Source organism: Leeuwenhoekiella aestuarii (genome assembly GCF_004104055.1).
GTDB classification, from domain to species: Bacteria; Bacteroidota; Bacteroidia; order Flavobacteriales; family Flavobacteriaceae; genus Leeuwenhoekiella; species Leeuwenhoekiella aestuarii.
Genome location: NZ_QOVJ01000001.1, coordinates 970,608 through 993,134, shown reverse-complemented (window position 1 = coordinate 993,134; position 22,527 = coordinate 970,608). Strand labels below are relative to the sequence as shown.

22 protein-coding genes are annotated in these 22,527 nt (G+C 38.9%); 11 read left to right on the top strand and 11 right to left on the bottom strand.

From position 1 onward, the window contains the following. Nucleotides 1-221 precede the first annotated feature (221 nt). From DSM03_RS04450 to DSM03_RS04440, 3 genes are all read right to left on the bottom strand, one after another. Nucleotides 222-3,218: a leucine--tRNA ligase gene (locus DSM03_RS04450; protein ID WP_128759794.1), complete on the bottom strand. Its 2,997-nt coding sequence runs from the start codon at nt 3,216-3,218 to the stop codon at nt 222-224. Nucleotides 3,219-3,308: 90 nt separating this feature from the next. Beyond that, entirely contained in the window at nt 3,309-3,839 is a 531-nt protein-coding gene (locus DSM03_RS04445) for a hypothetical protein (protein ID WP_128759793.1), read from the bottom strand. A 66-nt stretch (nt 3,840-3,905) separates the two neighbouring features. Then, nucleotides 3,906-4,832, bottom strand: a complete 927-nt coding sequence (locus tag DSM03_RS04440; RefSeq protein WP_128759792.1) for a ketopantoate reductase family protein — start codon at nt 4,830-4,832, stop codon at nt 3,906-3,908. A 173-nt stretch (nt 4,833-5,005) separates the two neighbouring features. Between DSM03_RS04440 and DSM03_RS04435 the strand changes: the two genes are divergently transcribed. From DSM03_RS04435 to DSM03_RS04415, 5 genes are all read left to right on the top strand, one after another. After that, nucleotides 5,006-5,884 (top strand): cell division protein FtsX, encoded by an 879-nt coding sequence (locus DSM03_RS04435; protein WP_128759791.1) that lies wholly within the window; start codon nt 5,006-5,008, stop codon nt 5,882-5,884. Nucleotides 5,885-5,930: 46 nt separating this feature from the next. Further along, the gene (locus tag DSM03_RS04430) at nt 5,931-6,206 is read left to right on the top strand and encodes a DUF3098 domain-containing protein (RefSeq protein WP_073096283.1); all 276 of its coding nucleotides are present in this window, start codon (nt 5,931-5,933) and stop codon (nt 6,204-6,206) included. Between the two features lie 20 nt (nt 6,207-6,226). Further along, nucleotides 6,227-7,024: an undecaprenyl-diphosphatase UppP gene (gene uppP / locus DSM03_RS04425; protein ID WP_128759790.1), complete on the top strand. Its 798-nt coding sequence runs from the start codon at nt 6,227-6,229 to the stop codon at nt 7,022-7,024. A gap of 40 nt (nt 7,025-7,064) precedes the next feature. Beyond that, nucleotides 7,065-7,769: a tRNA pseudouridine(55) synthase TruB gene (gene truB, locus DSM03_RS04420; RefSeq protein WP_128759789.1), complete on the top strand. Its 705-nt coding sequence runs from the start codon at nt 7,065-7,067 to the stop codon at nt 7,767-7,769. A 70-nt stretch (nt 7,770-7,839) separates the two neighbouring features. Beyond that, entirely contained in the window at nt 7,840-8,574 is a 735-nt protein-coding gene (locus DSM03_RS04415) for a hypothetical protein (RefSeq protein WP_128759788.1), read from the top strand. On the opposite strand, the gene DSM03_RS04410 is transcribed toward DSM03_RS04415, so the two are convergent. Next, a complete protein-coding gene (locus tag DSM03_RS04410; protein WP_128759787.1) occupies nt 8,552-9,190 on the bottom strand; it encodes a thioredoxin family protein in 639 nt (212 codons plus the stop codon). The genes DSM03_RS04415 and DSM03_RS04410 overlap by 23 nt on opposite strands. A gap of 93 nt (nt 9,191-9,283) precedes the next feature. Here DSM03_RS04410 and DSM03_RS04405 point away from each other — a divergent pair, with 93 nt between their 5' ends. Beyond that, nucleotides 9,284-9,859 carry a DNA-3-methyladenine glycosylase I gene (locus tag DSM03_RS04405; protein WP_128759786.1) on the top strand — a complete coding sequence of 192 codons (576 nt, stop codon included), beginning with the start codon at nt 9,284-9,286 and terminating at the stop codon, nt 9,857-9,859. On the opposite strand, the gene aat is transcribed toward DSM03_RS04405, so the two are convergent. The 3 genes from aat to DSM03_RS04390 form a co-directional block, all read right to left on the bottom strand. Continuing rightward, the gene (gene aat / locus DSM03_RS04400; protein WP_128759785.1) at nt 9,851-10,489 is read right to left on the bottom strand and encodes a leucyl/phenylalanyl-tRNA--protein transferase; all 639 of its coding nucleotides are present in this window, start codon (nt 10,487-10,489) and stop codon (nt 9,851-9,853) included. The two genes, DSM03_RS04405 and aat, sit on opposite strands and share 9 nt — an antisense overlap. A gap of 261 nt (nt 10,490-10,750) precedes the next feature. After that, nucleotides 10,751-11,128: a DUF3127 domain-containing protein gene (locus tag DSM03_RS04395; RefSeq protein WP_128759784.1), complete on the bottom strand. Its 378-nt coding sequence runs from the start codon at nt 11,126-11,128 to the stop codon at nt 10,751-10,753. A gap of 34 nt (nt 11,129-11,162) precedes the next feature. Beyond that, nucleotides 11,163-12,044 carry a flavin reductase family protein gene (locus DSM03_RS04390; protein WP_128759783.1) on the bottom strand — a complete coding sequence of 294 codons (882 nt, stop codon included), beginning with the start codon at nt 12,042-12,044 and terminating at the stop codon, nt 11,163-11,165. A 288-nt stretch (nt 12,045-12,332) separates the two neighbouring features. Here DSM03_RS04390 and DSM03_RS04385 point away from each other — a divergent pair, with 288 nt between their 5' ends. Genes DSM03_RS04385 through DSM03_RS04375 form a run of 3 tightly spaced genes read left to right on the top strand, consistent with a single transcriptional unit; the run spans nt 12,333 to nt 14,460 of the window. Continuing rightward, nucleotides 12,333-13,490, top strand: coding sequence for a sensor histidine kinase (locus DSM03_RS04385; RefSeq protein WP_128759782.1), 1,158 nt, complete (start codon nt 12,333-12,335; stop codon nt 13,488-13,490). Next, nucleotides 13,487-14,074, top strand: coding sequence for an NUDIX domain-containing protein (locus DSM03_RS04380; protein WP_128759781.1), 588 nt, complete (start codon nt 13,487-13,489; stop codon nt 14,072-14,074). Before DSM03_RS04385 ends, DSM03_RS04380 begins: the two co-directional genes overlap by 4 nt. A 32-nt stretch (nt 14,075-14,106) precedes the next feature. Continuing rightward, nucleotides 14,107-14,460 carry a hypothetical protein gene (locus DSM03_RS04375; RefSeq protein WP_128759780.1) on the top strand — a complete coding sequence of 118 codons (354 nt, stop codon included), beginning with the start codon at nt 14,107-14,109 and terminating at the stop codon, nt 14,458-14,460. On the opposite strand, the gene DSM03_RS04370 is transcribed toward DSM03_RS04375, so the two are convergent. Further along, nucleotides 14,457-14,846, bottom strand: a complete 390-nt coding sequence (locus tag DSM03_RS04370; protein ID WP_128759779.1) for an HIT family protein — start codon at nt 14,844-14,846, stop codon at nt 14,457-14,459. The two genes, DSM03_RS04375 and DSM03_RS04370, sit on opposite strands and share 4 nt — an antisense overlap. A 3-nt stretch (nt 14,847-14,849) precedes the next feature. After that, nucleotides 14,850-15,326 carry a transcription elongation factor GreA gene (gene greA / locus DSM03_RS04365; RefSeq protein ID WP_128759778.1) on the bottom strand — a complete coding sequence of 159 codons (477 nt, stop codon included), beginning with the start codon at nt 15,324-15,326 and terminating at the stop codon, nt 14,850-14,852. Nucleotides 15,327-15,543: 217 nt separating this feature from the next. Between greA and DSM03_RS04360 the strand changes: the two genes are divergently transcribed. After that, a complete protein-coding gene (locus DSM03_RS04360; protein ID WP_128759777.1) occupies nt 15,544-15,948 on the top strand; it encodes a hypothetical protein in 405 nt (134 codons plus the stop codon). A gap of 103 nt (nt 15,949-16,051) precedes the next feature. On the opposite strand, the gene DSM03_RS04355 is transcribed toward DSM03_RS04360, so the two are convergent. Beyond that, nucleotides 16,052-18,268 carry a TonB-dependent receptor gene (locus tag DSM03_RS04355; RefSeq protein ID WP_128759776.1) on the bottom strand — a complete coding sequence of 739 codons (2,217 nt, stop codon included), beginning with the start codon at nt 18,266-18,268 and terminating at the stop codon, nt 16,052-16,054. A gap of 281 nt (nt 18,269-18,549) precedes the next feature. On the opposite strand from DSM03_RS04355, the gene DSM03_RS04350 reads away from it, so the two are divergent. Further along, a complete protein-coding gene (locus DSM03_RS04350; RefSeq protein WP_128759775.1) occupies nt 18,550-20,955 on the top strand; it encodes a hybrid sensor histidine kinase/response regulator in 2,406 nt (801 codons plus the stop codon). On the opposite strand, the gene DSM03_RS04345 is transcribed toward DSM03_RS04350, so the two are convergent. Continuing rightward, nucleotides 20,945-22,318, bottom strand: a complete 1,374-nt coding sequence (locus DSM03_RS04345) for a sigma-54-dependent transcriptional regulator (protein WP_128759774.1) — start codon at nt 22,316-22,318, stop codon at nt 20,945-20,947. The two genes, DSM03_RS04350 and DSM03_RS04345, sit on opposite strands and share 11 nt — an antisense overlap. Nucleotides 22,319-22,527 lie beyond the last annotated feature (209 nt).

Genomic DNA, 22,527 nt, shown 5'->3' with positions numbered 1-22,527 from the left:
AAACTAATCAATAATTAGCAAAAAATAAGCCGAAAATAAGGGCTGTCTTTTTGACGGTCACTTCGATACACCGCTCCTTTCGTCGCGCCACTCAGAGACCGGCACGTTTAAAGGCAGCATCTCGACTGCGCTCGATGTGACACTGAGAATTCCAGAAATCTGAAACCTCGTATTTCAAATTTTGCATTTCCTATTTCAACTCCCCCTTTGGGGTTAAGGGGCTAGCCTACAAAATTCACGATCTTCCCGGGAACCACAATGACTTTATTAGGTTCGCGACCGCCCAGATATTCCTGAGTTTTCTCGTGAGCACGTACTGCTTTCTCGATTTCTTCTTTAGAAAGACCTAGTGGAAGCTCCATCGTAAATCGCATTTTACCGTTAAACGAAATCGGGTATTCTTTGCTGCTTTCTACCAAATGCTTGGCGTCAAACTCCGGAAACGGAGCCGTTGCAATCGAACCTTCGTGACCCAATAAACTCCACAATTCTTCTGCGATGTGCGGCGCATAAGGCGAAATCAAAACCGCCAAAGGTTCCAGCACTTCGCGGTTGTTGCATTTTAACGCCGAAAGCTCATTAACCGCGATCATAAACGTAGATACTGAAGTATTAAAACTGAAGTTCTCAATATCTTCCTGTACCTTTTTGATGGTTTTATGAAGCACTTTCATCGCCTCTTTAGAAGCCGGCGCATCTGAAACTTCAAATTCGCCCAGATTTCCTGCTTTGTCCACCTGATGGTATAGTTTCCACAATTTCTTCAGGAAGTTATGTACGCCGGTGATTCCAGCCGTATTCCAGGGTTTTGCCTGCTCCAACGGACCTAAAAACATCTCATACATACGCAACGTATCAGCCCCGTATTCTTCACAAATATCATCGGGATTCACCACGTTGTATTTGGATTTAGACATTTTTTCGACCTCTCTTGAAGTTTCGTAATTATCTTCTAATAAAATTGAATCCTTAAGGTCTTTGTATCGCTTATCCTTTCGGAACAATTCTAAATCCAATTTATCAGAAGTACCTATTAATAAACTTATATCAATATGTCTTCTTAGACAATCAGAAGCTCCAATTTTAACATCAAAAGTCCAAGATTCTTTAGGTCCATTTTTCTTTTCAAGTAATTCGTATATCTTTTGGGGAACAGTGCCATTGAGACCTTCTTGATATTCTTCCTTTGATAAGAAATATAGTTCAGGCCTTGGAACATCTTTTGAAACATCTCCATCTGAAATATTATAACAATTCAAAAGATAAAACTGTGCAAAAGCACTCTCTCCCAAAATCATTCCCTGATTGATCAGCTTTTTAAAAGGTTCTTCAACCGGTGCAAAACTGCGGTCTTTTAAAAATTTCACCCAGAAGCGGCTGTATAGTAAATGACCTGTCGCGTGTTCACTACCGCCAATGTATAAATCTACATCCTGCCAATAGTCCATCGCTTCTTTTGAGGCAAAAGTCTCGTCACGCAAGGCTTTCTCCATATATCTGAAGAAATACCAGCTGCTTCCTGCCCAGCCGGGCATGGTGTTTAGTTCAAGAGGAAAAATGGTTTCGTTATCAACTTTATCGTTGCTTATCACCTTATGTTGGTTGGTGTCCCAGGCCCAAACATCAGCGCGGCCTAGTGGCGGCTCCCCTTCTTCGGTGGGTAAGTATTTTTCTACTTCGGGTAGTTCTAATGGCAGGTATTTCGCATCAATCATTTGCGGCATACCGTCCACATAATAAACCGGGAAGGGTTCGCCCCAATAGCGTTGACGGCTAAACACCGCATCACGCAGACGATAATTGACTTTTCCCTTACCGGCATCAATTTTCTCCAATTCTTCAATCGCTTTAGGAAGCGCCTGCTTGTACGAAAGTCCGTTTAAAAAGTCAGAATCTTTAAGTGGTGTATTGTCTTTTTCGGCGTAAGCCTGCTCACTGATATCAACTCCGTCAAAAATATTCTTAATGGGAATATTGAAATGCTTGGCAAAATCCCAGTCCCGCTGATCCCCGCAAGGCACGGCCATCACCGCACCAGTACCGTAACCGGCCAGCACATAATCCCCTATCCAGATCGGGATGGGCTCTTTTGTAAATGGATGCTCAGCATAAGCCCCGGTAAATGCCCCCGAAATGGTCTTGACATCAGCCATACGCTCGCGCTCGCTACGTTTAGCCGTCGCCTCAATATAGTCATCAACCTCCGCTTTTTGCTCAGGTGTGGTAACCTCCTGCACCAGGTCTAACTCCGGTGCCAGAGTCATAAAAGTCACCCCAAAAATGGTGTCGGGACGGGTGGTGAAGACTTCAACTTCGTAAGACTTCTCGACTGCGCTCGAAGTGACATTAAATTTCACAGAAGCTCCTTTACTTCTACCAATCCAGTTGGTTTGTGAATCTTTAAGCGGCTGCGGCCAGTCTATATTTTGCAAACCGTCTAATAAACGTTGCGCGTAGGCGCTGATGCGCATACTCCACTGCGTCATTTTTTTACGCACTACGGGATGCCCGCCACGTTCTGAAACGCCGTTAACAATCTCATCGTTTGCCAATACGGTACCCAAAGCCGGACACCAGTTCACTTCGGTTTCTGCGAGGTAGGTTAAGCGGTACTTAAGTAGTATTTCTTGTTTCGCTTTCGCAGAAGCGTTATTCCAATCTTCAGCAGTAAAAGCTTCTACATCTTCATCACACACGGCATTTACCGAAGCACTTCCTTCAGCTTCAAATTTGGCGATTAGTGTATCGATGTGTTCCGCTTTGTTGCTGTCGTTGTTGTACCAACTTTCAAAAAGCTGAATAAAAATCCACTGCGTCCACTTGTAATATTCAGAGTTAGACGTGCGTACCTCGCGACTCCAGTCAAACGAAAAACCGATTTTATCCAGTTGCTCGCGGTAACGGGCAATATTGGTTTCGGTAGTGATTGCCGGGTGTTGCCCGGTTTGAATCGCATATTGTTCCGCCGGAAGTCCAAACGAGTCATATCCCTGTGGATGCAAGACATTAAACCCCTGATGACGCTTGTAACGCGCGTAAATGTCACTGGCGATATATCCCAGCGGATGCCCCACGTGCAAGCCCGCTCCCGAGGGATAGGGAAACATATCAAGCACATAATATTTAGGCTTATCGATGTTGTTTTGGGCTTCAAAGGTTTTGTGTTCTTTCCAAAACTGTTGCCACTTCTTTTCAATCGCGTTAAAATCGTAATTCATCGTGAGTTCATTTTTTCCGGACCTCACAGGTTTTCAAAACCTGCGAAGTCTTTTTAGAAGCGGCAAATTTACGATTATTAAACTCCTATGCTAAAGTTTCTGAATGGAGGTTTGTCTGGTCTTGATATCTATTTTACCTAGAAATTCGTCCTTATAGGTATTTACAGGATTTTCAACGTCAAATGACCCGACCGTTATTCCATAAACACCAGCCGTAATCTTTTTAATACCAACATTTGGAAATCTATTCCTGGGGCGATTCTCATAATAGGTTTTAATCAGCGGACTTTCATTGAAAAGTTTTAGAGCTAGCTCCAAATTAGTTCGTTCAATCTGAAAATTCTCATTGTAGCGTTCTTCTGGAAATTTGAAACCTTGTTTTTCTAATGCTGTCCAAACGGAATCGTTATGCGCCTCGATGAATTCTATTTCTGTTTTAAATACAGCATCCTCATCTTCCGTTTCCCAAAAAACATCGCCAGTTTTGTGCATGATTTTAATTGGTAAACCCTGAGCCACAAATTCATGCGCTTTTGTATTCACCAAATTCCCAATTGTAAACATGGTCCACAATTCCAGAGAATCTCTTTCTTGTTTTTGACTAAATACATTCAAATGCATTAAAAAAAGACAAAGAATAATGCTGAATCGAATCATAATGGAAAATAAGTGATGAGCAAAAAATCACTACAACTTTCGAGCCTCTTTTTCCATAGGTAATAAGCACTCATAAATGAGTTCGTTTACTGGCACTGGCACGCCCAACCGTTTCCCTTCACGAACGATATACCCATTAAAATTGTCGAGTTCACTGGGTTTGCCTTCCATAATATCCCGTTGGGTGGAAGCAGTAACCTCTGCATCTTGATTTTGAATCACTTCAAAAACCGAATCCATATGGGCTTCTGTTAGATTTATTCCTTTGGCTTTTGCTACTTTAAAAATCTCTCGGGCAGTATCTTTCATCATCTGGAACAGGTATTCGCTAGAACGTATTTTACCCATAGGCACGCGGGTTAATCCGCCAATACCGCTTATCGTACAGATGAATAAAAATTTCTTCCAGATCTCAACCTGAATGTTTTCTACTGAATCACTCACAAAACCAGCTTCCTGAAACAATTCCTGAAGGGCTTTTATGCGGTCAGTAAGACTGCCGTTGAGTTCTCCAAATATTATAATTGGCTCAAACGTAGGATGTTTTATTTTACCGGGACCGTCTTTAAAAGCTACAATTCTGCACAATCCTCCTAAAACCTGAGCATTGGGCAAAACCTCGAGAATTTTCTCTGCATTTGCAGCACCATTTTGCAAGGGTAAAAACACGGTTTCAGATTTTACATACGGTTTTAAAGCTTTAATACTCTCAGGAACTTGCCAAGATTTCACACCAAGAATCACTAAATCCGGAGTAGGAATTTCGCCGAGATCATCAGTAGCCAGATCGGGTTCCGCTACAAAATCGCCTTTATAACTAGTTACCTGCAATCCATTTTGTTTAATCGCTTCCAGATGCTTTCCGCGAGCGATAAAAGTTATATGATTATTGGTTTTAGTTAATTTTCCACCAAAATAGCCGCCTACTCCTCCTACTCCGTATATTAAAATGTTCATTAGTTTATCATTTTAAGGGTTAAGCTTTTAATTATAAGGTCTTTCAACCGTTATAAACACTGAAAGTAGCGAAAGCTTTGATATAAAAATACAAAATGCGAAAAGCGTACGTTTAAGAAGCACGAACTTTAGTATTTTTGCCCACTAGTGGTATCTAAATTTTAAGCAGCAATATGTCATCATCTTTTGAAAAGTTTCAACGTCGCAGATTGATCTCATCTTATTTTTCGGTGATTTTAAGTATTGCGTTGGTGCTCTTCTTGCTCGGTCTGCTGGGACTTCTGGTACTGAATTCTAAAAAAGTTGCTGATCATTTTAAGGAGCAAATCGCGCTTACGATCTATCTAAAAGATGACGCCAAAGATGTTGAGATCAAACAACTTGAAAAAACACTGGCACTAGCAGATTATACAAAATCGACTCAGTTTGTTTCTAAGGAAGATGCCGCAGAAGAACACAGCAAAGAAATAGGAGAGAATTTTATGGATTTTCTGGGGTACAATCCACTGCAGAACTCTATTGACGTTTACCTCAAAGCTGACTTTGTAGATGCCGCTCAGGTAAAAGAATTTGCCGACAATTTACTCGCAAAAGATTTTGTGGAAGAAGTAAACTACGATCAACCCTTGATCTCTTTACTCAACGATAATATCAAAAAAATAAGTTTGTGGATTGTGATCATCAGCGGCGTATTTACGCTCATCGCTGTTTTGCTCATCAACTCTGCGATACGACTTTCAGTTTACTCTAAACGATTTACCATAAAAACCATGCAAATGGTAGGCGCTACAAAAGGTTTTATTCGCCGCCCGTTTATCTGGCTGAGTATGAAACTGGGAATGGTAGGCGCATTAATTGCTCTGGCAGGGATGGCTGCGGTTTTATATTATTTAAACCAGACCTTTCCTGAACTTGAACTACTTGCTGATCCTGTAATTCTCGCTATTTTATTTGTGGGTGTGTTTATGGCAAGCGTTATTATAACGTGGTTCAGTACGTTTTTAGCCACACAGCGTTTCTTAAATTTAAGAACAGACGAATTATACTATTAGGTAAAGACATCGTGTCTTTTAAATCATAACATTTAACCCTTTAAAAATGGGAGAACAAAAGCGTAAAAAGCAAAACGAACTGCACCGCAGTAGTTTTATTTTTAAAAAGAAAAATTATAAAGTGATGTTGATAGGTCTAGGTGTTATTGCACTTGGCTTTATTTTAATGTCTGGTGGCGGCAGCGATGATCCTAATGTTTTTAACCCGGAGATTTACAACTGGAGACGCATACGCCTGGCTCCTGCTTTGGTCTTAATAGGGTTTGGGATTGAAGTGTATGCGATATTGCTGAATCCTGATAAGAATAAAAACGCCAACTAACCTCCTTTCAACCTTTTTAAATGGATATAATTGACGCAATAATACTGGGTATTATTCAAGGACTTACCGAATTTTTACCGGTATCGTCAAGTGGTCACCTCGAGCTGGGAAAAGCGATTTTAGGAGACAGCACCTTACCGGAAGAAAGTTTACTCTTTACCGTAGTACTTCATTTTGCAACTGCCTTGAGTACGCTGGTCGTTTTTAGGAAAGACATCCTTAAAATCATAACAGGTTTGTTTCAGTTTAAATGGAATGAAGAAACACAATTTTCTTTAAAAATCATTATCTCGATGATCCCTGCGGTGTTTATAGGACTCTTTTTTGAAGAGCAACTCGAATCACTTTTCGGCGGAAATATTCTTTTAGTTGGAATGATGCTCATCATTACCGCCTTATTGCTTTGGTTAGCAGATAAAGCAAAAGACACTCAAAAACCGGTAACCTATCGCAATGCTTTTGTAATCGGTATAGCTCAGGCTATCGCTATGCTTCCCGGAATTTCTCGTAGCGGTGCTACAATTTCAACCTCGGTTTTATTAGGAAATGATAAAAGTAAAGCTGCTCGGTTTTCATTCTTAATGGTGGTTCCGTTAATTTTTGGAAAAATCGCTAAAGATATTTTAGGTGGTGAGATCACTACTGAATCGGGTAACTTCACCGCACTTTCTATAGGTTTTGTAGCTGCTTTTGTAAGTGGTCTTATCGCCTGTACCTGGATGATCAAATTGGTTAAAAAGAGTAAGCTTTCTTGGTTTGCAGTTTATTGTCTGATCGTAGGAATCATTGCAGTAAGTTTTGGTTACTATAATTTATAACCAACTTTCACCTGAATAAAAATCATTAATAGAAATACGTATGCAGTTTACCGAAGAACAATTTAAAGAGGGTCAGGTTTTGTTATTTGACAAACCGCTCAATTGGACCTCTTTTCAGTTGGTAAACAAAGTACGCTGGCTCATTCGCAAGGCCTATAAGATCAAAAAGATTAAGGTAGGTCACGCCGGCACCTTAGATCCATTAGCAACTGGCTTGTTAATCATCTGCACCGGTAAGTTCACCAAGCGCATAGAAGAATTTATGGGTCAGGAAAAAGAATATACAGGCACTATTGTTCTAGGAGCCACAACACCCTCTTACGACTTAGAAACCGAAATTGACGCGACCTTCCCAACAGAACACCTCCATGATGATTTGATCCAAAATGCAACTGCGCAATTCACTGGAACTATACAGCAGAAACCACCTGTTTTTTCTGCTTTAAAAAAAGAAGGAAAACGTCTGTATGAATTTGCGAGAGCTGGTGAAGAAGTTGAGATTCCTAGTAGAGAAGTGCAAATTTCAGAATTTGAAATTACCCGAATTAAGCTTCCTGAAGTTCACTTCCGCGTACGCTGCAGTAAGGGAACGTATATTAGATCACTTGCGCACGACTTTGGTAAAGCCTTAGAAAGTGGCGGACATCTTTCCGCTTTGCGCAGAACAAAAATTGGTGATTTTGATGTCGCTAACGCTATATCCTTAGAAAATTTTGAAACAGCCTTAAAACAGGCTGAAGCATAATACAATTCCTCTGTGTTTCTTCCGTTTTGTTTAACAGCTGCACACGCCGTGTTTTTGTATTTTTGAACCGATGAAACTATCACCTGAAGATAAAGCAATGTTGATCACCTTTACCGGTGCCAGTATCTTTGTGATTGTTTTTCTCTTTCTTACGGTGGCACCTTACGACACTTCTCAGGTAGAAGAATTTATTCCCATTCCCATAATTCAGGATGATCCAGAAGAAGAACTCCCAGAACTTCTTAACGAAGAAGAGTTACAACAAACGCAGCAAATGACTAATCAGGCTCAAAACAGCAACAGGTTGAAACGAGAAGCCAATCGATATTTTAGTCAGCAAAGTGAAGTAGATAATGCTTTAAAAACCGATTCAGAAAATACAACGGCCTCTGAAGATGATCAAGGAGAAGATGAGAATTATCCCGATTATCAAGCCCGAATTGCTGCATTGCGTCAAAAAAGAAGTCAGCAACAATCTTCTGGGGATACTGAAAAAACAGAAAAGATTTCTAAGGTAAATACTTCAAGTTACCGACGAAGCACAGTTACCTATCAGCTTAAAGATCGAAATGCGATACAAATTCCGAATCCTGTTTATACCTGTGATGCCACAGGAAAAGTGGTTATCAACATTCAGGTAAATGGTGTAGGTGGAATTATGAAAGCTTATTTTAATAAAGCAGCATCAACCACAACAAACGGGTGTCTGGTAGATCAAGCTTTAGAATATGCTGAGAAAGCTATTTTTAATAAAAGTGAGCGAGATTCTCAGCTAGGCTCTATTACATTCGAGTTTCAAGGTTGAGGACGCGTAAGATTTCGGCTAATTCTTTAAAAACCGATTTTCCTTTATCTTGATTGTACCACTGTTGCAAACTTTCTTTAAAAGTTGCCGTAACCACATCATTTTCTTCCTTAAAATCATCAACCAGCTTTTGAGCCGCCTGAGAACGCGAACCCCAATTCATCAAAACAGAATCATTTTTAGGGTCTTGTATAATAAGCTTGGGTATAGACTTAGAGCCGTTAGTCAAAAAAGCATCCATCAACTGTGGATTTTCATCCCGAAGAACCAATTTTAAATTTATCGCCGGCTGTAGTTCTGCTATCTTCTGCATAACTGCCACTGCCGGTGGTGCATCACCACACCAGCTTTCTGTAATCACTAACCAATTTAAAGGTCGGTCTAATTCAGTAATGAGCTTTTGTTGCTCTTCAGTAAAACGCATAGTCTTATCCCAACGTTTCATCCTGCGGTAATTGAGAACGGTATAATTAGATAAAGCTTCAGTTTGCGTATGGCCGGTGCTGGTAAACGACTCTGCGTGGTTTTCAACAAGTAAGCGATAATCTGCATAGTTCATCGCATTTTTAAATGCTTTGGTTACCAGATCTTGCTTTTCTAAGGTAGTTATAGTCATAAAGAAAAAGTCGCAGTTTTTTTAGTGAACTTACAACCTTAAAATAAACTACTCGCGCAAGATTAAATATCTTTAAGGTCTTAAACTTAATTTATGGAAAAACACAGATGTGGCTGGTGCGTGGGCGACAAACTCTATGAGGCCTATCATGATACAGAATGGGGCGTGCCGATTTATGACGATGCACGACTTTTTGAATTCTTGATCTTAGAAACCTTTCAGGCAGGGTTGAGTTGGATCACTATTTTGCGCAAGCGCGAAAACTTCCGCGAAGCGCTTGATAATTTTGATTATAAAAAGATCGCTAATTATTCTGAATCTAAACTTGAAGAGCTGCTCAATAATCCCGGAATCATTAGAAATAAGTTGAAGGTTCAGGCAACAGTTTCTAACGCCAAAGCTTTTATGAAAACGCAGGAAGAATTTGGTAGTTTTTCAAAATACATCTGGAGTTTTGTAAATAATAAACCCGTTCAAAATTTGGTAGCCTATTACAAAGACGCACCGGCAACAACAGCGATTAGCGATGCACTTTCAAAAGATCTAAAAAAAAGAGGGTTCAAGTTTACCGGTTCTACCGTTATATATGCGCATATGCAAGCTACCGGAATGGTAAACGACCATGAGGTGAATTGCTTTAGATATGCTGAAGTGAAAGCACTAGGTTAAAACAGATAAGAATTCTGCTCTGGATATCTCAGCTGCTCCCATACTTTCAAGATGCTCTGTATAAACCTGGCAATCTATTAATTTGTAATTGTTTTTCTGAAGATTTTGTGCCAAAGTAATCAGAGCTACTTTACTAGCATTGCTGGTTTTTGCAAACATACTTTCGCCACAAAAGACCTTCTTTTCTTTTAAATTGATTCCGTAAAGACCGCCTACTAATGTGCCGCTTTCCCATATCTCAACAGATTCTGCGAAACCTTGTTTATAGAGTTCTAGATAAGCATCAACCATTTCATTAGTAATCCACGTACCGTACTGACCATCGCGTTCAATACGCTTACAATTTAAGATCACATCTAAAAAAGCCGTATTGAAAGTCACTTTAAACCGTTCTTCCCGTAAGACCTTTCGCATGGTTTTAGACACGTGAATATTTTCAGGAATCAGAACCATTCGGGGATCTGGAGACCACCATAAAACAGGTTGACCATCATTATACCACGGGAAGATTCCTTTAGAATAAGCATCAACCAAACGCTTTACCGATAGATCTGCACCCACTGCCAGCAGTCCGTCTGCATCTGCAAGGCTGTAATCTGGAAATGGCTGATCTGGAGTTATGAAAATGATAATTTATGATTTTAATAAAAAATTGCAGATTACTTTGTTTAATTGCTGTTTTTTTTGGAAATTTATAGCAACCTATTCGATATTTTTGTTCATCATTGCTTTTTTAGTTTATTAAATAGGTTAACCTAAAACCAATTAAAAAGCTCTTTAACCAGAGCTTTTTTCTTTTTACAAAAGCTAAACTCACAAACTTTAATAACAAAAAATACCCCGGAAACTTATAAAAAGTACCCGGGGTATTCGCTGTATTTAACGTGCTTTTTAGAAAGGCAGATCATCATGATCATCATCACTAAAGTCTGATGCAGGCTCAAACTGGTCTGCCGGTGGAACCGGTGGCATACCTGCTGCAGGAGCTCCCGCCTGAAGATTTTCTATTCTCCAACCTTGGATGCTGTTAAAATATTTAGTCTCTCCTTGTGGGTTTACCCATTCTCTTCCACGTAGATTGATGCTAATTTTTACATTCTGACCTACATTAAAGTTATTAAGTAAGTCTGTTTTATCTTGTACAAACTCAACCATTATAGTTTGTGGGTACTGCTCTTCGGTAATTACAACAACCTCTCGCTTTCTAAAACCATTGCTTCCAAAGGTTTGTGTTTCTCCTATCAATTTAATTTTTCCCTGTACTTCCATTTCTGTTGTTTTGATGTTTTATATGCCTTTTCTCTTAGGCTAAAATTAATTTCCAGGCATCGCCTGTATTATCTTGCTGAATCAGTTTTTGAATCTCTTTATGCAAAGCTACCGTATCACCATTAGTTACCAAATTTTGTAGCGATGAGTTTTCATCTAAATATTTTGCCACAGCATCAGCATCAGGCATTAGTTCTACATTTCCCAGACGTCCCAGGTCATTTCCGGTAAGAATGGTACTCATACGTATTGCTTCTGGCAAGGCATCAACGCCTACACCTAAATTACGCAAGGGCTTTGGCACTTCAAACATTCCATCTATTGCACGTGTATACCAGTTACCACCCATACGCGCAACGAGGTCTAGTTTATGCTCGTCTAAAGTATTGACTTCTGTTAACACCGCTTTTTGAATATGAATTTTTACGATCTCACAAATCACCAGATTTCCTGCACCGCCTTCAGTACCCAAAGCCACTACATCTTTTACTTTACATTCTAACTGAACCGGGGATTCTTTTACTCGAAAAGGCTTAACCAGCTCTGAAGTTTCTTTAGTAAAACCCGCTTTTATAAATTCGTCTACGCCGGCATCATATTCTGTACTTGCCAGTGACATCTGTTGTACCATCGCATAATTAACGATGTTGATTACCACTTCCTTTGTTTCTAAAATATTGTCTAACGTGTGTTTTGTAGTATTGTCTCTCCCTCTTCTTACAGGAGAAAAAACTACAACCGGTGGATTAGAACTAAACACATTAAAAAAACTATAAGGCGCCAAATTAGGACTACCTTTAGCGTCTAAAGTGCTTGCAAAAGCAATGGGTCTAGGCCCTACAGAACCAGATAACACGCTATAAATTTGCGAATTATCAGTTACTTTAGGGTCTATACTTAAGGTTTCTGTACTCATGTCGCAAAGGTAGTCAACCACTTCAATACTTAAAACCGTTTTGAATACAATAATTCTTTAAGAAATACTTTATATTTAAATTGGGGCAACTTTGTAATTTGGGGCCATTGTATACTGCCTCTGGGCGAGCTAACGAGGCACTCTTTAGAAACAAATTTTCAATTTCGCGACAAGCCTCGGAGTTTTAACCCTTTTGGTGGTAACAATAAATGCTGTAATGACTTTAAACTTTGAGGTATTCCTCGAAAGATTGTAATCTCGATTATCGAGTAAAAAGAACATATTCCTATGAATTTTAATACAGATCAGCGCTTTATACGCTGGTTTATCATTTTTGCGGCAGTTGTCATCACTGCATTAATTCTCTGGAATGTCTCCTTGTTTTTTGACCAACTCAAACAGGCAGAGCGTGACCGCATGGAAGTATGGGCTTCATCAATGGAAGCTTTTAATACCGAGGACATCAACCAGTATTATGCACTAAGTCAGAAAATCAACTCCAAAAATCAGTATATACCCATAATCATAACCGATTATAAGGATAGCATTGTAAACAGCATCAACATTCCTGAAGGCGTTCTGGACGATCCTGTTCAATCCCAGGAAATTTTGATGGAAATGGCCGCAGAAAACGATCCTATACGCATTGACATATTGGGTGGAGAACTTTGGTATGCTTATTACGGGCATTCTCCCGTGATCAATCAGTTAAAGTATTTTCCAGTAGTGCTTGTAATCATTGTGATTTTATTTATCGGAGTTATTTACTTTTTCTATGCTACCTCCAAAGCTTCCGAACAAAACCTGTTATGGGCAGGAATGGCTAAAGAAACTGCACACCAGATAGGAACTCCACTCTCCTCTTTAGTAGGATGGACCGAAATTTTAAAAGCCGAAAATGTAAATCCCGAGTACATTGAAGAAATAAACAAAGACATCAACCGTCTAGAAACGATTACCGGCAGGTTTTCAAAAATTGGAAGTATCCCGAAACTAGACGCAACAAATATTATCACTGAAACTCAGGAAGCCTTTGAGTATCTTGCTAACAGAAGTTCAAAACTTATAGACTTCGAGATCGATGTTCCGCCAAAAGGACAACTTTTTGTAATGCTCAATAAAGAGCTATACGCCTGGAGTATTGAGAATCTGGTGAAGAATGCCATCGATGCTATGAAGGGTAAAGGAAAGTTAACCCTAACTATTAAGCGAGACACAAGGTATGTTAGAATCTTGATTTCTGATACCGGCAAGGGTATTCCTAAAATGAATTTCTCAACTATTTTTGAACCTGGTTATACAACAAAAAAACGGGGATGGGGACTAGGCTTATCACTCACAAAACGCATTATTGAAGAATATCATGACGGCCAGGTGCGCGTACTGAATAGTGAGATCAACAAAGGAACTACATTTCAAATCGCTTTAAAACTTTTTGAATCATGAATGATAATGTGAGGAATATGCAGGTGAGCATTCTTTCAGACAATTGGTACACTTTAAAAAAAGTAGATTTTGAGTACCTCAACAATGACAAACAATGGGAAAAGCAATCTCGTGAAGCTTACGACCGGGGTAACGGTGCTGTGGTTCTGCTTTATAATACCTATAAAAAAACGGTAATTCTCACACGGCAGTTTAGAATGCCTACGTATCTCAATAAAAATAAAGACGGGATGATGATTGAAGCTTGTGCCGGCTTACTGGATGAAAACGACCCTGAAACGGCTATTTTAAAAGAAATTGAAGAAGAAACCGGATACCGTATAAAAACGGTTGAAAAAGTCTTTGAATCTTATATGTCCCCAGGTTCTGTTACCGAAATTCTCTACTTTTTTATAGCAGAATATTCTGAAAAAGAAAAAGTCTCAGAAGGTGGTGGTGCAACAGATGAAACCGAAAACATTGAAGTGCTTGAATATCAATTCAAGGAGGCATTAGCCCTAATTAAAACCGGCGCAATTAAAGATGCTAAAACCATTATGTTGCTGCAATATGCTCAAATAAATCTGGAGAATCTTATGAAATAATTTAATTTCGCAAGACAACCAACCTATCTCCTATGGCTTCTAACTACGTGAAATTTGGGGAATCCAAACTGCGTAATAACTGTCCTAAATGCTTTGCCCAAGATGGGCTCACTTTTACCTTTTTTAATAAGGTAGAGGAGAATAAGCTCATGAAACGATCTACTAAAGAAGTGAAGGGAGAGCTTAATTGCAGCCATTGTGAGTCTATGATATACCCCGGCCTTTGGACCGATGAGATCGACCGGGTATATTTATATAATCTGAAACGCTTTGGAAGCCCTGACACCTACGTGCGTTATAAACCTTTAGCTATAATTATCTTAATCGCTATTGTAGTTGCCGGTGCAGCAGCGGCATTTGCCATTTACAAGTTTCAGACTCCTTAGAGAGCTGCCTGTATTTTTTCGGCTAAGGCTTTAAACGCTTCTGCTTCCATTTTGGTTTTTGAAATAAAACGAGCGTCCTCCATTGAAGTCAACGGAATCAAATGCACATGTACATGAGGCACTTCAAGCCCTATTACAGAAACACCTATACGCTTACACTCAACAACCTGTTCTAATGCTTTTGCAACCTTTCGGCTAAAAGCCATAAGCGCCATATAATCTGCTTCCGGAAGATCAAATATTTTATTTACTTCCTTCTTAGGAATACAAAGCGTGTGACCCTTTGCATTAGGATTTATATCTAAAATCGCGATGTGTTTCTCATCTTCGGCAACAATATAACCGGGGATTTCGCGATTGATTATTTTAGTGAAAATAGATGCCATAATTTACGTTCTGCTTATTTCAAGAATATCAAACTTCATCGTACCATTAGGCACACTTACCTCCGCGACTTCTCCTACTTTTTTTCCCAATAAACCTTTTCCTATGGGAGAATCTACAGAGATTTTTCCGCTTTTTAAATCAGCTTCACTTTGCGCAACCAACTTGTAGGTCATTTCTTGACCGTTAGTTTGGTTTTTAATTTTTACTGTAGAGTGGACCAGCGCTTTTGAAGTGTCTAATTGCGACTCATCAATAATACGTGCATTTGATACAATCTCTTCCATTTTAGAGATACGCATCTCTAGCATTCCCTGAGCTTCTTTTGCAGCATCGTATTCTGCATTTTCACTCAAATCCCCCTTATCACGAGCCTCTGCAATAGCTTGAGAAGCCTTAGGACGCTCAACATCTTTTAACTGATTGAGTTCGTCTTTTAATTTTTTTAGTCCTTCTGCGGTATAGTATGATACTTTACTCATAACTTCGTTTATTTATGCACAATGCGATGTATGTAATTATCGTTTAACAATTGTGTTAATACTATGGTAAAGTCTTACCCTGATATATAAACACAAAAAATCCCATTAATTAACGGGATTAAGTGTTGCTAATATACGAATTTATTAATTGTTACTTCTAAAATCTTATAAATTGACAATCTCATCTTTAACTAAAATCCTAAAAAGAGGACTACTAATGGCTTTGTTTTGCATACTGACATTTTCGTGCAGTTCAGACGATAACCGCATCAACAACCCTAATGTTAATCCCATCTCATTTACCATTAGTTTAAACACAAACTTGCCTGAATATAGTCAGTTACAATTTCCGGGAAATGCTATTTATGTTGCTAATGCAGGCATACGCGGTGTTTTTGTGATAAATACAGGTTCTTCTATACGCGCCTGGGAAGCAACCGACCCCAATCACGTACCCAATGCTTGTTCTACAATGAATTTAAATGGAGTAGAAGCAAACTGCTCTTGTGAAGACAACACGTATACCCTGTACACTGGTCAGGACACCAGCCAAGAATTGGCTTACACACTTATTGAATACCGGGTTTCGCAAAATGGAAATGACATAGTTGTTTCAAATTAAATTTTCACTAGCCGTCTCCGTTAAGAGTATTTAAAAAATAGTTCTCGATTATTGAATAAAAAAGCCGGCAAATGCCGGCTTTAAAGATTGACCCCAAGGCACCCTAAAATCGTACAGTCGCTCCAACTAAAAAGTTGATTTTAGCCTGCGGATAATACCCGGCACCTTCAATGGTAGTAACGGTTCCCGGATTTGTAAAATCATCATCATAGGTAAAAAAGTATCCATTAGACACGTATTCTTCGCTGAAGATATTATTAACCAAAGCCGTTAATGTAATCGACTTAGCAAAACCAATTCCTTCTAAATCGTACTGAAAGTTCAAATCATTTATAAAATAAGCTTCAAGCTTAGAACTTTCGGCATCTATATTACCCAGATATTGCTCACCAACATACTTAGATAATAGCGAAAAACGTAAATTCTGAATCGGGAAAAAATCAATTCTATTACCGGCAACAATGTTAGGAGAAAACGAAATATTGGTATTTCCCAGATTCTGCAAGACACCGTCTCTTTGAAAGAAAAAATCTCGGTTTTTATTAGTACTCAAAGCCATGTTTGGTGAAATCGCAACCTGACTTCCTAACTGGAAACCGGCTTCTACTTCTACACCCAGACGGTAACTAGAACCGCTGTTTTGGCGTATCGCTGCACCCACATCATCTATCGCTCCGGTAAGCACTAGCTGATCGCGATAATCCATATAATACACATTAGCATAAATACGCGCACGGTCTTTAGTAAAGCGATATCCCAATTCAAAATCGTTTAAAGTCTCTGGTACGGGATTTCCATTTTCAAAATCAGTACGGTTAGGTTCGCGGTTTGCTCTGGCATAAGACGCGTAAACTTTACTCGATTCATCAACGGTAAATGTCACACCCGCTTTAGGGTTGAAAAACGAGTAATCTTTATCAATTTTAAAAGGTGTTGTATCATCGGCAAGACCGTCGGTCTCATAAGTAATGAATCTTCCTTGAAGATCTCCAAATACACTCCAAGTGTCATCGATTCTCCAAGTAGCCTTAACAAAAGTGGTAAACTCATTTTTATCTGCCGTACCAAAATAATATAGGTAACCAGCCTCTTCAGTTTGCGAGAAATAGCGCGCCCAGGTGATCTCACCATAATGATCGCCGGTGTAAACACTACCAAAAATCCCGGCATCAAAATCGATATTTTTATCAGAATAATTAGTCGTCAAATTCGCAACATAGTAGCGATTGTCTAACCATCTACGACGTATTAGATCTGTATCTGTTTGCAACTCTCCATCTACTTCGTAAGGCTCCCAGCCTATGAAATCAAATGTAGCATCATTAGAAAAATTCACATTGGCATAATACCAAGAGTCTACATACTCTTCAAAAAAGCCGCGACCCATTGTATAGTTTAATGCAAGATTAGTAGACCAGCCACCGCCATATTTTTGATTCCACAATAACTGCACGTGGTCTTGCTTATAATTATCTACCTGATTCTCATAAAAACCCTCTAAATTTCCGGCATCATCATATTGAAAACCTATAGGGTTATAGGTGCGGTTGGTTTCTAAAGTCTGCTTATCGATACCATTCCACGATTGATAGGTAATCTCGTGACCTCCAAAAACAATTGCTTTAAGCAGTGTGTTTTCATTACGATATTCCCCTTGTAAAAAATAAGATTTCAAATCAGAACTCGCCCGGTCTACATAACCATCAGATTTTATGGTCGAAAGCCTTCCGGAAAAACTAAAGTGATCGCTAATCAATCCCGTACCAAATTTCACATTTGCTCTGCGGGTATTAAAAGATCCGCCTGAAGCGCTAACCTGAGCATAAGCTTTATCCTCTGCCGCATCGGTAAGAATGTTTAAACTTGCACCAAAAGCTCCGGCTCCGTTAGTAGAAGTCCCTACCCCACGTTGCAACTGTACACTTTGTATAGAACTGCTAAAATCTTGCAGGTTTACAAAAAAACTACCCAGACTTTCTGTATCGTTATATGGAATCCCGTTAATGGTCACGTTGATCCCTTGATTCCCTGTTCCGCGGACCCGAAAACCCGTGTAACCCACTCCTGCTCCTGCGTCTGATGTAGTTACAACGCTAGGCAGATAATTGAGTAAAATGGGTAAATCCTGACCCAGATTGCGCTCGTTAATTTCCTCTTTAGAAAGATTGCTGTAAGTGATGGGTGAATCTGCATCTACCCGGATTGATTTTACAAGTACTTCATCGAGTTTGTTTACAGATGTGGTGTCTTGTTGTGTTTGTTGTGCGAGTGCGCCAAAAGTTGTTAAACTGGCAGCACAGGCGAATAAAAGTGATTTCATTCGTAAAAATTTTTACGAATAAAAGGGGCGATTATTCCGTGTTACTATTAGTTAATAAAATGCAATGTTGCTTAAAAACAACCCGATCGTCACCAGTATTTTAAGCGATTCCCTTGGCGGCATTATCCGCCCAGGTTCATTGGGTATGATCTCAGCTCGCTTTCTGAATAAACAGAAGTTTAAGCACCCCTTTGAGATTAGGCGGCAAATGTAATGCAATATTTCTGCTTTTATAAAAAAATTAAGGTGTTTTATTTTAGGGTAGTTTAATTTTAGTACCTATGAAAAATACCAAACGCTCTATAACACTTAAGGTTTTGACAGGCTATCTGCTAATAGGTTTGCTTATCTTTTTTGCGATTTGGTTTATTTATCCGCAGATTAAAACCTTTATATATCCTCCTAAAAAAGAACAAGCCACTAATCAAAAACTCACTTTTACCAGCAATGCGTTGAGCTATCTTTATGAAGCCGAAACGATAGGCAGAACTGCGATGGCGACGGGTTCTCAGAATCAATTTGGCAAATATGAAGTTCTCGTTGACAGCATCACCATTCAGCTAGATTCTTTACAAGCTCTCACAGAAACCAAAGCACAAAATGAACAGTTAGACAGTATCAAAATGTTACTGTCAAACAAGACCAGCAACATCCGCTCAATGGTGCGCTTACGCGAAGAGCAATACTCCCGTAATTATTACGATGAAGCGCTTTCTGAACTTATAAAAGAAGATATTTATTTTGAAGATTATGCTAATGATCCCCGCTTAGATTCTGTAGATGCGTATACAAAAAAAGTGATTGTTGATATGATGGAATACATCAGAAAAGACAATACAGATAAGGATCAGAATATGGCTTCAATGGCACAAACTGTGCGCAAGACTCTGGCAAAAATAGAAACCCGAAAGAAAGAACTCGAGCTCAACATCATCAATCGTGAAAATACGCTACTTGCTAACGACCGCGACATCAACCTTAAGATCAGAAATCTTCTGAGTACGCTTGAACGTGAAGGGACGATGACAGCGAGACAGCGCGAAGCTCTACTCAATAGCCGTATTGAAGAAATTTCTAACACCTTAAAAATCATAGGCGGTATCAGTATTATTCTTGCTTTAGGCTTTGTCATAATGATCTTTAAAGATGCGTCCCGTAGCCAGCAATACAGCACTGAACTTGAAAAAAGTAATGCCGTTGCGCAATCCCTATTAAAGAGTAGAGAACAATTAATGGCGACAGTGACTCATGATATGCGATCTCCCCTCAATACGGTTTTAGGCTTTACAGAATTGCTTAAAAAAACACCTGTTGATGCTAAACAATTACGGTATTTAGATACTGTTCAAAAATCTGGAGATTATATTTTAAAACTGGTTAACGATTTGCTTGATTTTTCAAAGCTTGAAGCCGGTAAGATCACTATCGAAAGAATACCGTTTAACCCTAAAAAATTAATTGAAGATGTTGCTGCAGTAAGTTTACCACAACCTATAAAACCTGGCGTTGAAATTGGCACAGAAATCTCTGAAGAGGCTAATCAAATCTTTCTAAGCGATCCTTTTCGCATCAAACAAATACTCGCCAACCTCATCACTAATGCTTATAAATTCACAGAAACCGGAAGCATAATCATTACTGCACAAATTGTAAAAAGCAGTCTAAAATTTGAAGTAATTGATACCGGCCTGGGAATTCCTAAAGAAAAGCAACAACTCATTTTTAAAGAATTTTCACAGGCAGAAGAAACCACACAGCGCAAATTTGGCGGTTTTGGTCTTGGCCTTTCCATATCAAAAAAATTAACTAAACTACTTAAAGGGAAATTATCTTTAAATAGTACTCCGGGCAAAGGAAGTACATTCACCGTTTCTATTCCTGTTGAAAAAACAGAACAGCAAGAGTCTGTTAAATCCGTTTCAGTTTCAAAAGAAGATCTAAATTCAATTGAACGTATTCTAATCGTTGATGATGAATCGGTACAGATCAAACTTACTCAAGCTACTCTAGCTCCTTATGACTTAAAGACAGATACTGCAAACAATGGAGAGGAAGCTTTAAAACTGCTTAAAACAAAAAAATACGACCTCATCCTTTCAGACATACAAATGCCTGTTATGGATGGAATTGCATTAATTAAAGAGCTTAAATCAACCTCAGAAACTGCTCAAATACCTGTAATTGCTCTGAGCGGAAACGGAGCGCTCAAACAAGCAGATTACAAACATTTTGGCTTCGCCGAAAACTTAAAAAAGCCTTACAAACCGGATGAACTGGTTCAGGCTATTAGCACGATAAGTGCTTTAGAAAAAAAGAAAACTGAACCCAATTCAATTGTCTCAAAATCTAACTCTGAATTATTCAGTCTTGAGCAGTTGAAAGAATTTGTAGGTGATGATGATGAAGCTTTAAAGACTATTCTTACTGTGTTTTGTGAGAGCACTGAAGAAAGTTTAGAAAGTTTAAACGCCCAAACTATAGACATCAAATCTATTAATGACACTGCACATAAAATGCTTCCGATGATGAAACAGCTTGAAGCTTCAGGGATTGTCACTATTCTTGAAGAATTAGAAAAACCCTCACTTCAAAACATTTCTAAGGCAGAGATACAATCGGCTATTTTAAGTGTTAAGGCAAAATCGAAAACCTTGGTAGATTTGCTAAGACAAACTCTTACAACTTGATATCGTAGTGCTTGAGTTTATTGTAAAGTGTTTTACGATCAATATTAAGAAGTCTTGCGGCTTTGCTTTTATTACCTCCGGTTTTTTCCAAGGCATCTAAAATAAGCTCCTGCTCATTTTTAGAATTAAAGAGTGCAAATGGCTCATCTTTTATGCTTTCTTTTGAAAGCATTATTTCACGAGGCAACAGTTTTAGAGGAATAATAGCGTCTTGCGTTAATAAAACCGATCGCTTTACGATATTCTTCAGTTCTCTTAAATTTCCCGGCCAGTCATATCTTTTTAAAGCCTCTATAGCCTCATCACTAAAACCGGTCACTTCTTTCTCAAGTTCTGCATTGGCTTGGTCCAAGAAAACATTTACAAAAAGCATCAAATCTTCCTGACGATCACTCAGGCGTGGCATCTCGATTGAAAACTCATTCAACCTGTGATACAGATCTTCTCTGAATTCATTCTCTTTTATAGCTTCCTCCAGATCTTCATTAGTAGCGGCAACAACACGTATATCAACCGGAATTTCCTTGTTACTACCTACCGGTTTTACCTTTCGCTCCTGTAAGGCTCTAAGCAGTTGTACCTGTAATTCGTATGATAGATTTCCTATTTCGTCTAAAAAAAGTGTACCTCCATTAGCCGCTTCAAAATGCCCCACTTTGTCTGTAACTGCTCCTGTAAAAGAACCTTTAATATGACCAAAGAACTCACTACTTGCTAGTTCTTTAGGTATGGCACCGCAATCAACAGCTATAAATGGCTGATCGCTACGCTTGCTTTTATCGTGAATACTTTTTGCAACATATTCTTTACCAGTACCGCTATCGCCAATTATCAAAATTGACATCGTAGTAGGTGCAACAAGATCTACATATTGATTGAGTTTTGCTGCGGCATCACTTACCCCTTTTATAAAGTTAGTACTTGTTGCAGATGCAACTTCCACACTTTTCTTTTTTAGATTTTGTTTTGGTTCAGAAGTGTTTGAAGTGTTTTTTGAATTTTCCTGAATATTGAGGGCTTTATCTATAATCTTCAAGAGTTCATCAGGACGTACCGGTTTTGAAATATAATCAAAAGCGCCGGCCTTCATAGCTTCTACAGCTTTATTAATTTCGGCATAACCAGTCATCAAAATCGCAGGGATAGCTGAATACTTCTCTTTAATGAAATTCAAAATGCTAAGTCCGTCATCATCTGGCAAACGAACATCTGTAATAACCAGATCTGTCGATCCCTCATCTAATATTTTGTAAGCTTCACCAGCTGTAAACGCGCTTTTGACTTCAAAGCCTTTTTTACCGAGAAAGGTCTCAAGCATTTTACAAAAGGCAACATCATCTTCTATAAGGAGTATTTTAGACAAGGCAGATAGTTTTAGTAAATCACCTTGGGCAAACCCAAAATGTATTATAAAGAAACGGCTTTTGACTTCGAGGCAAACCTCGGAGTATTCAAATCTCAATTATTGAGTTAAAAGTACAAATACCATTAACTGCGGTAACTAATAAAATCATAAAAAACGTTAAGAAAGTATCTTTCGGTTTTTTTATATCTAAATGCTTGAATTTGAAA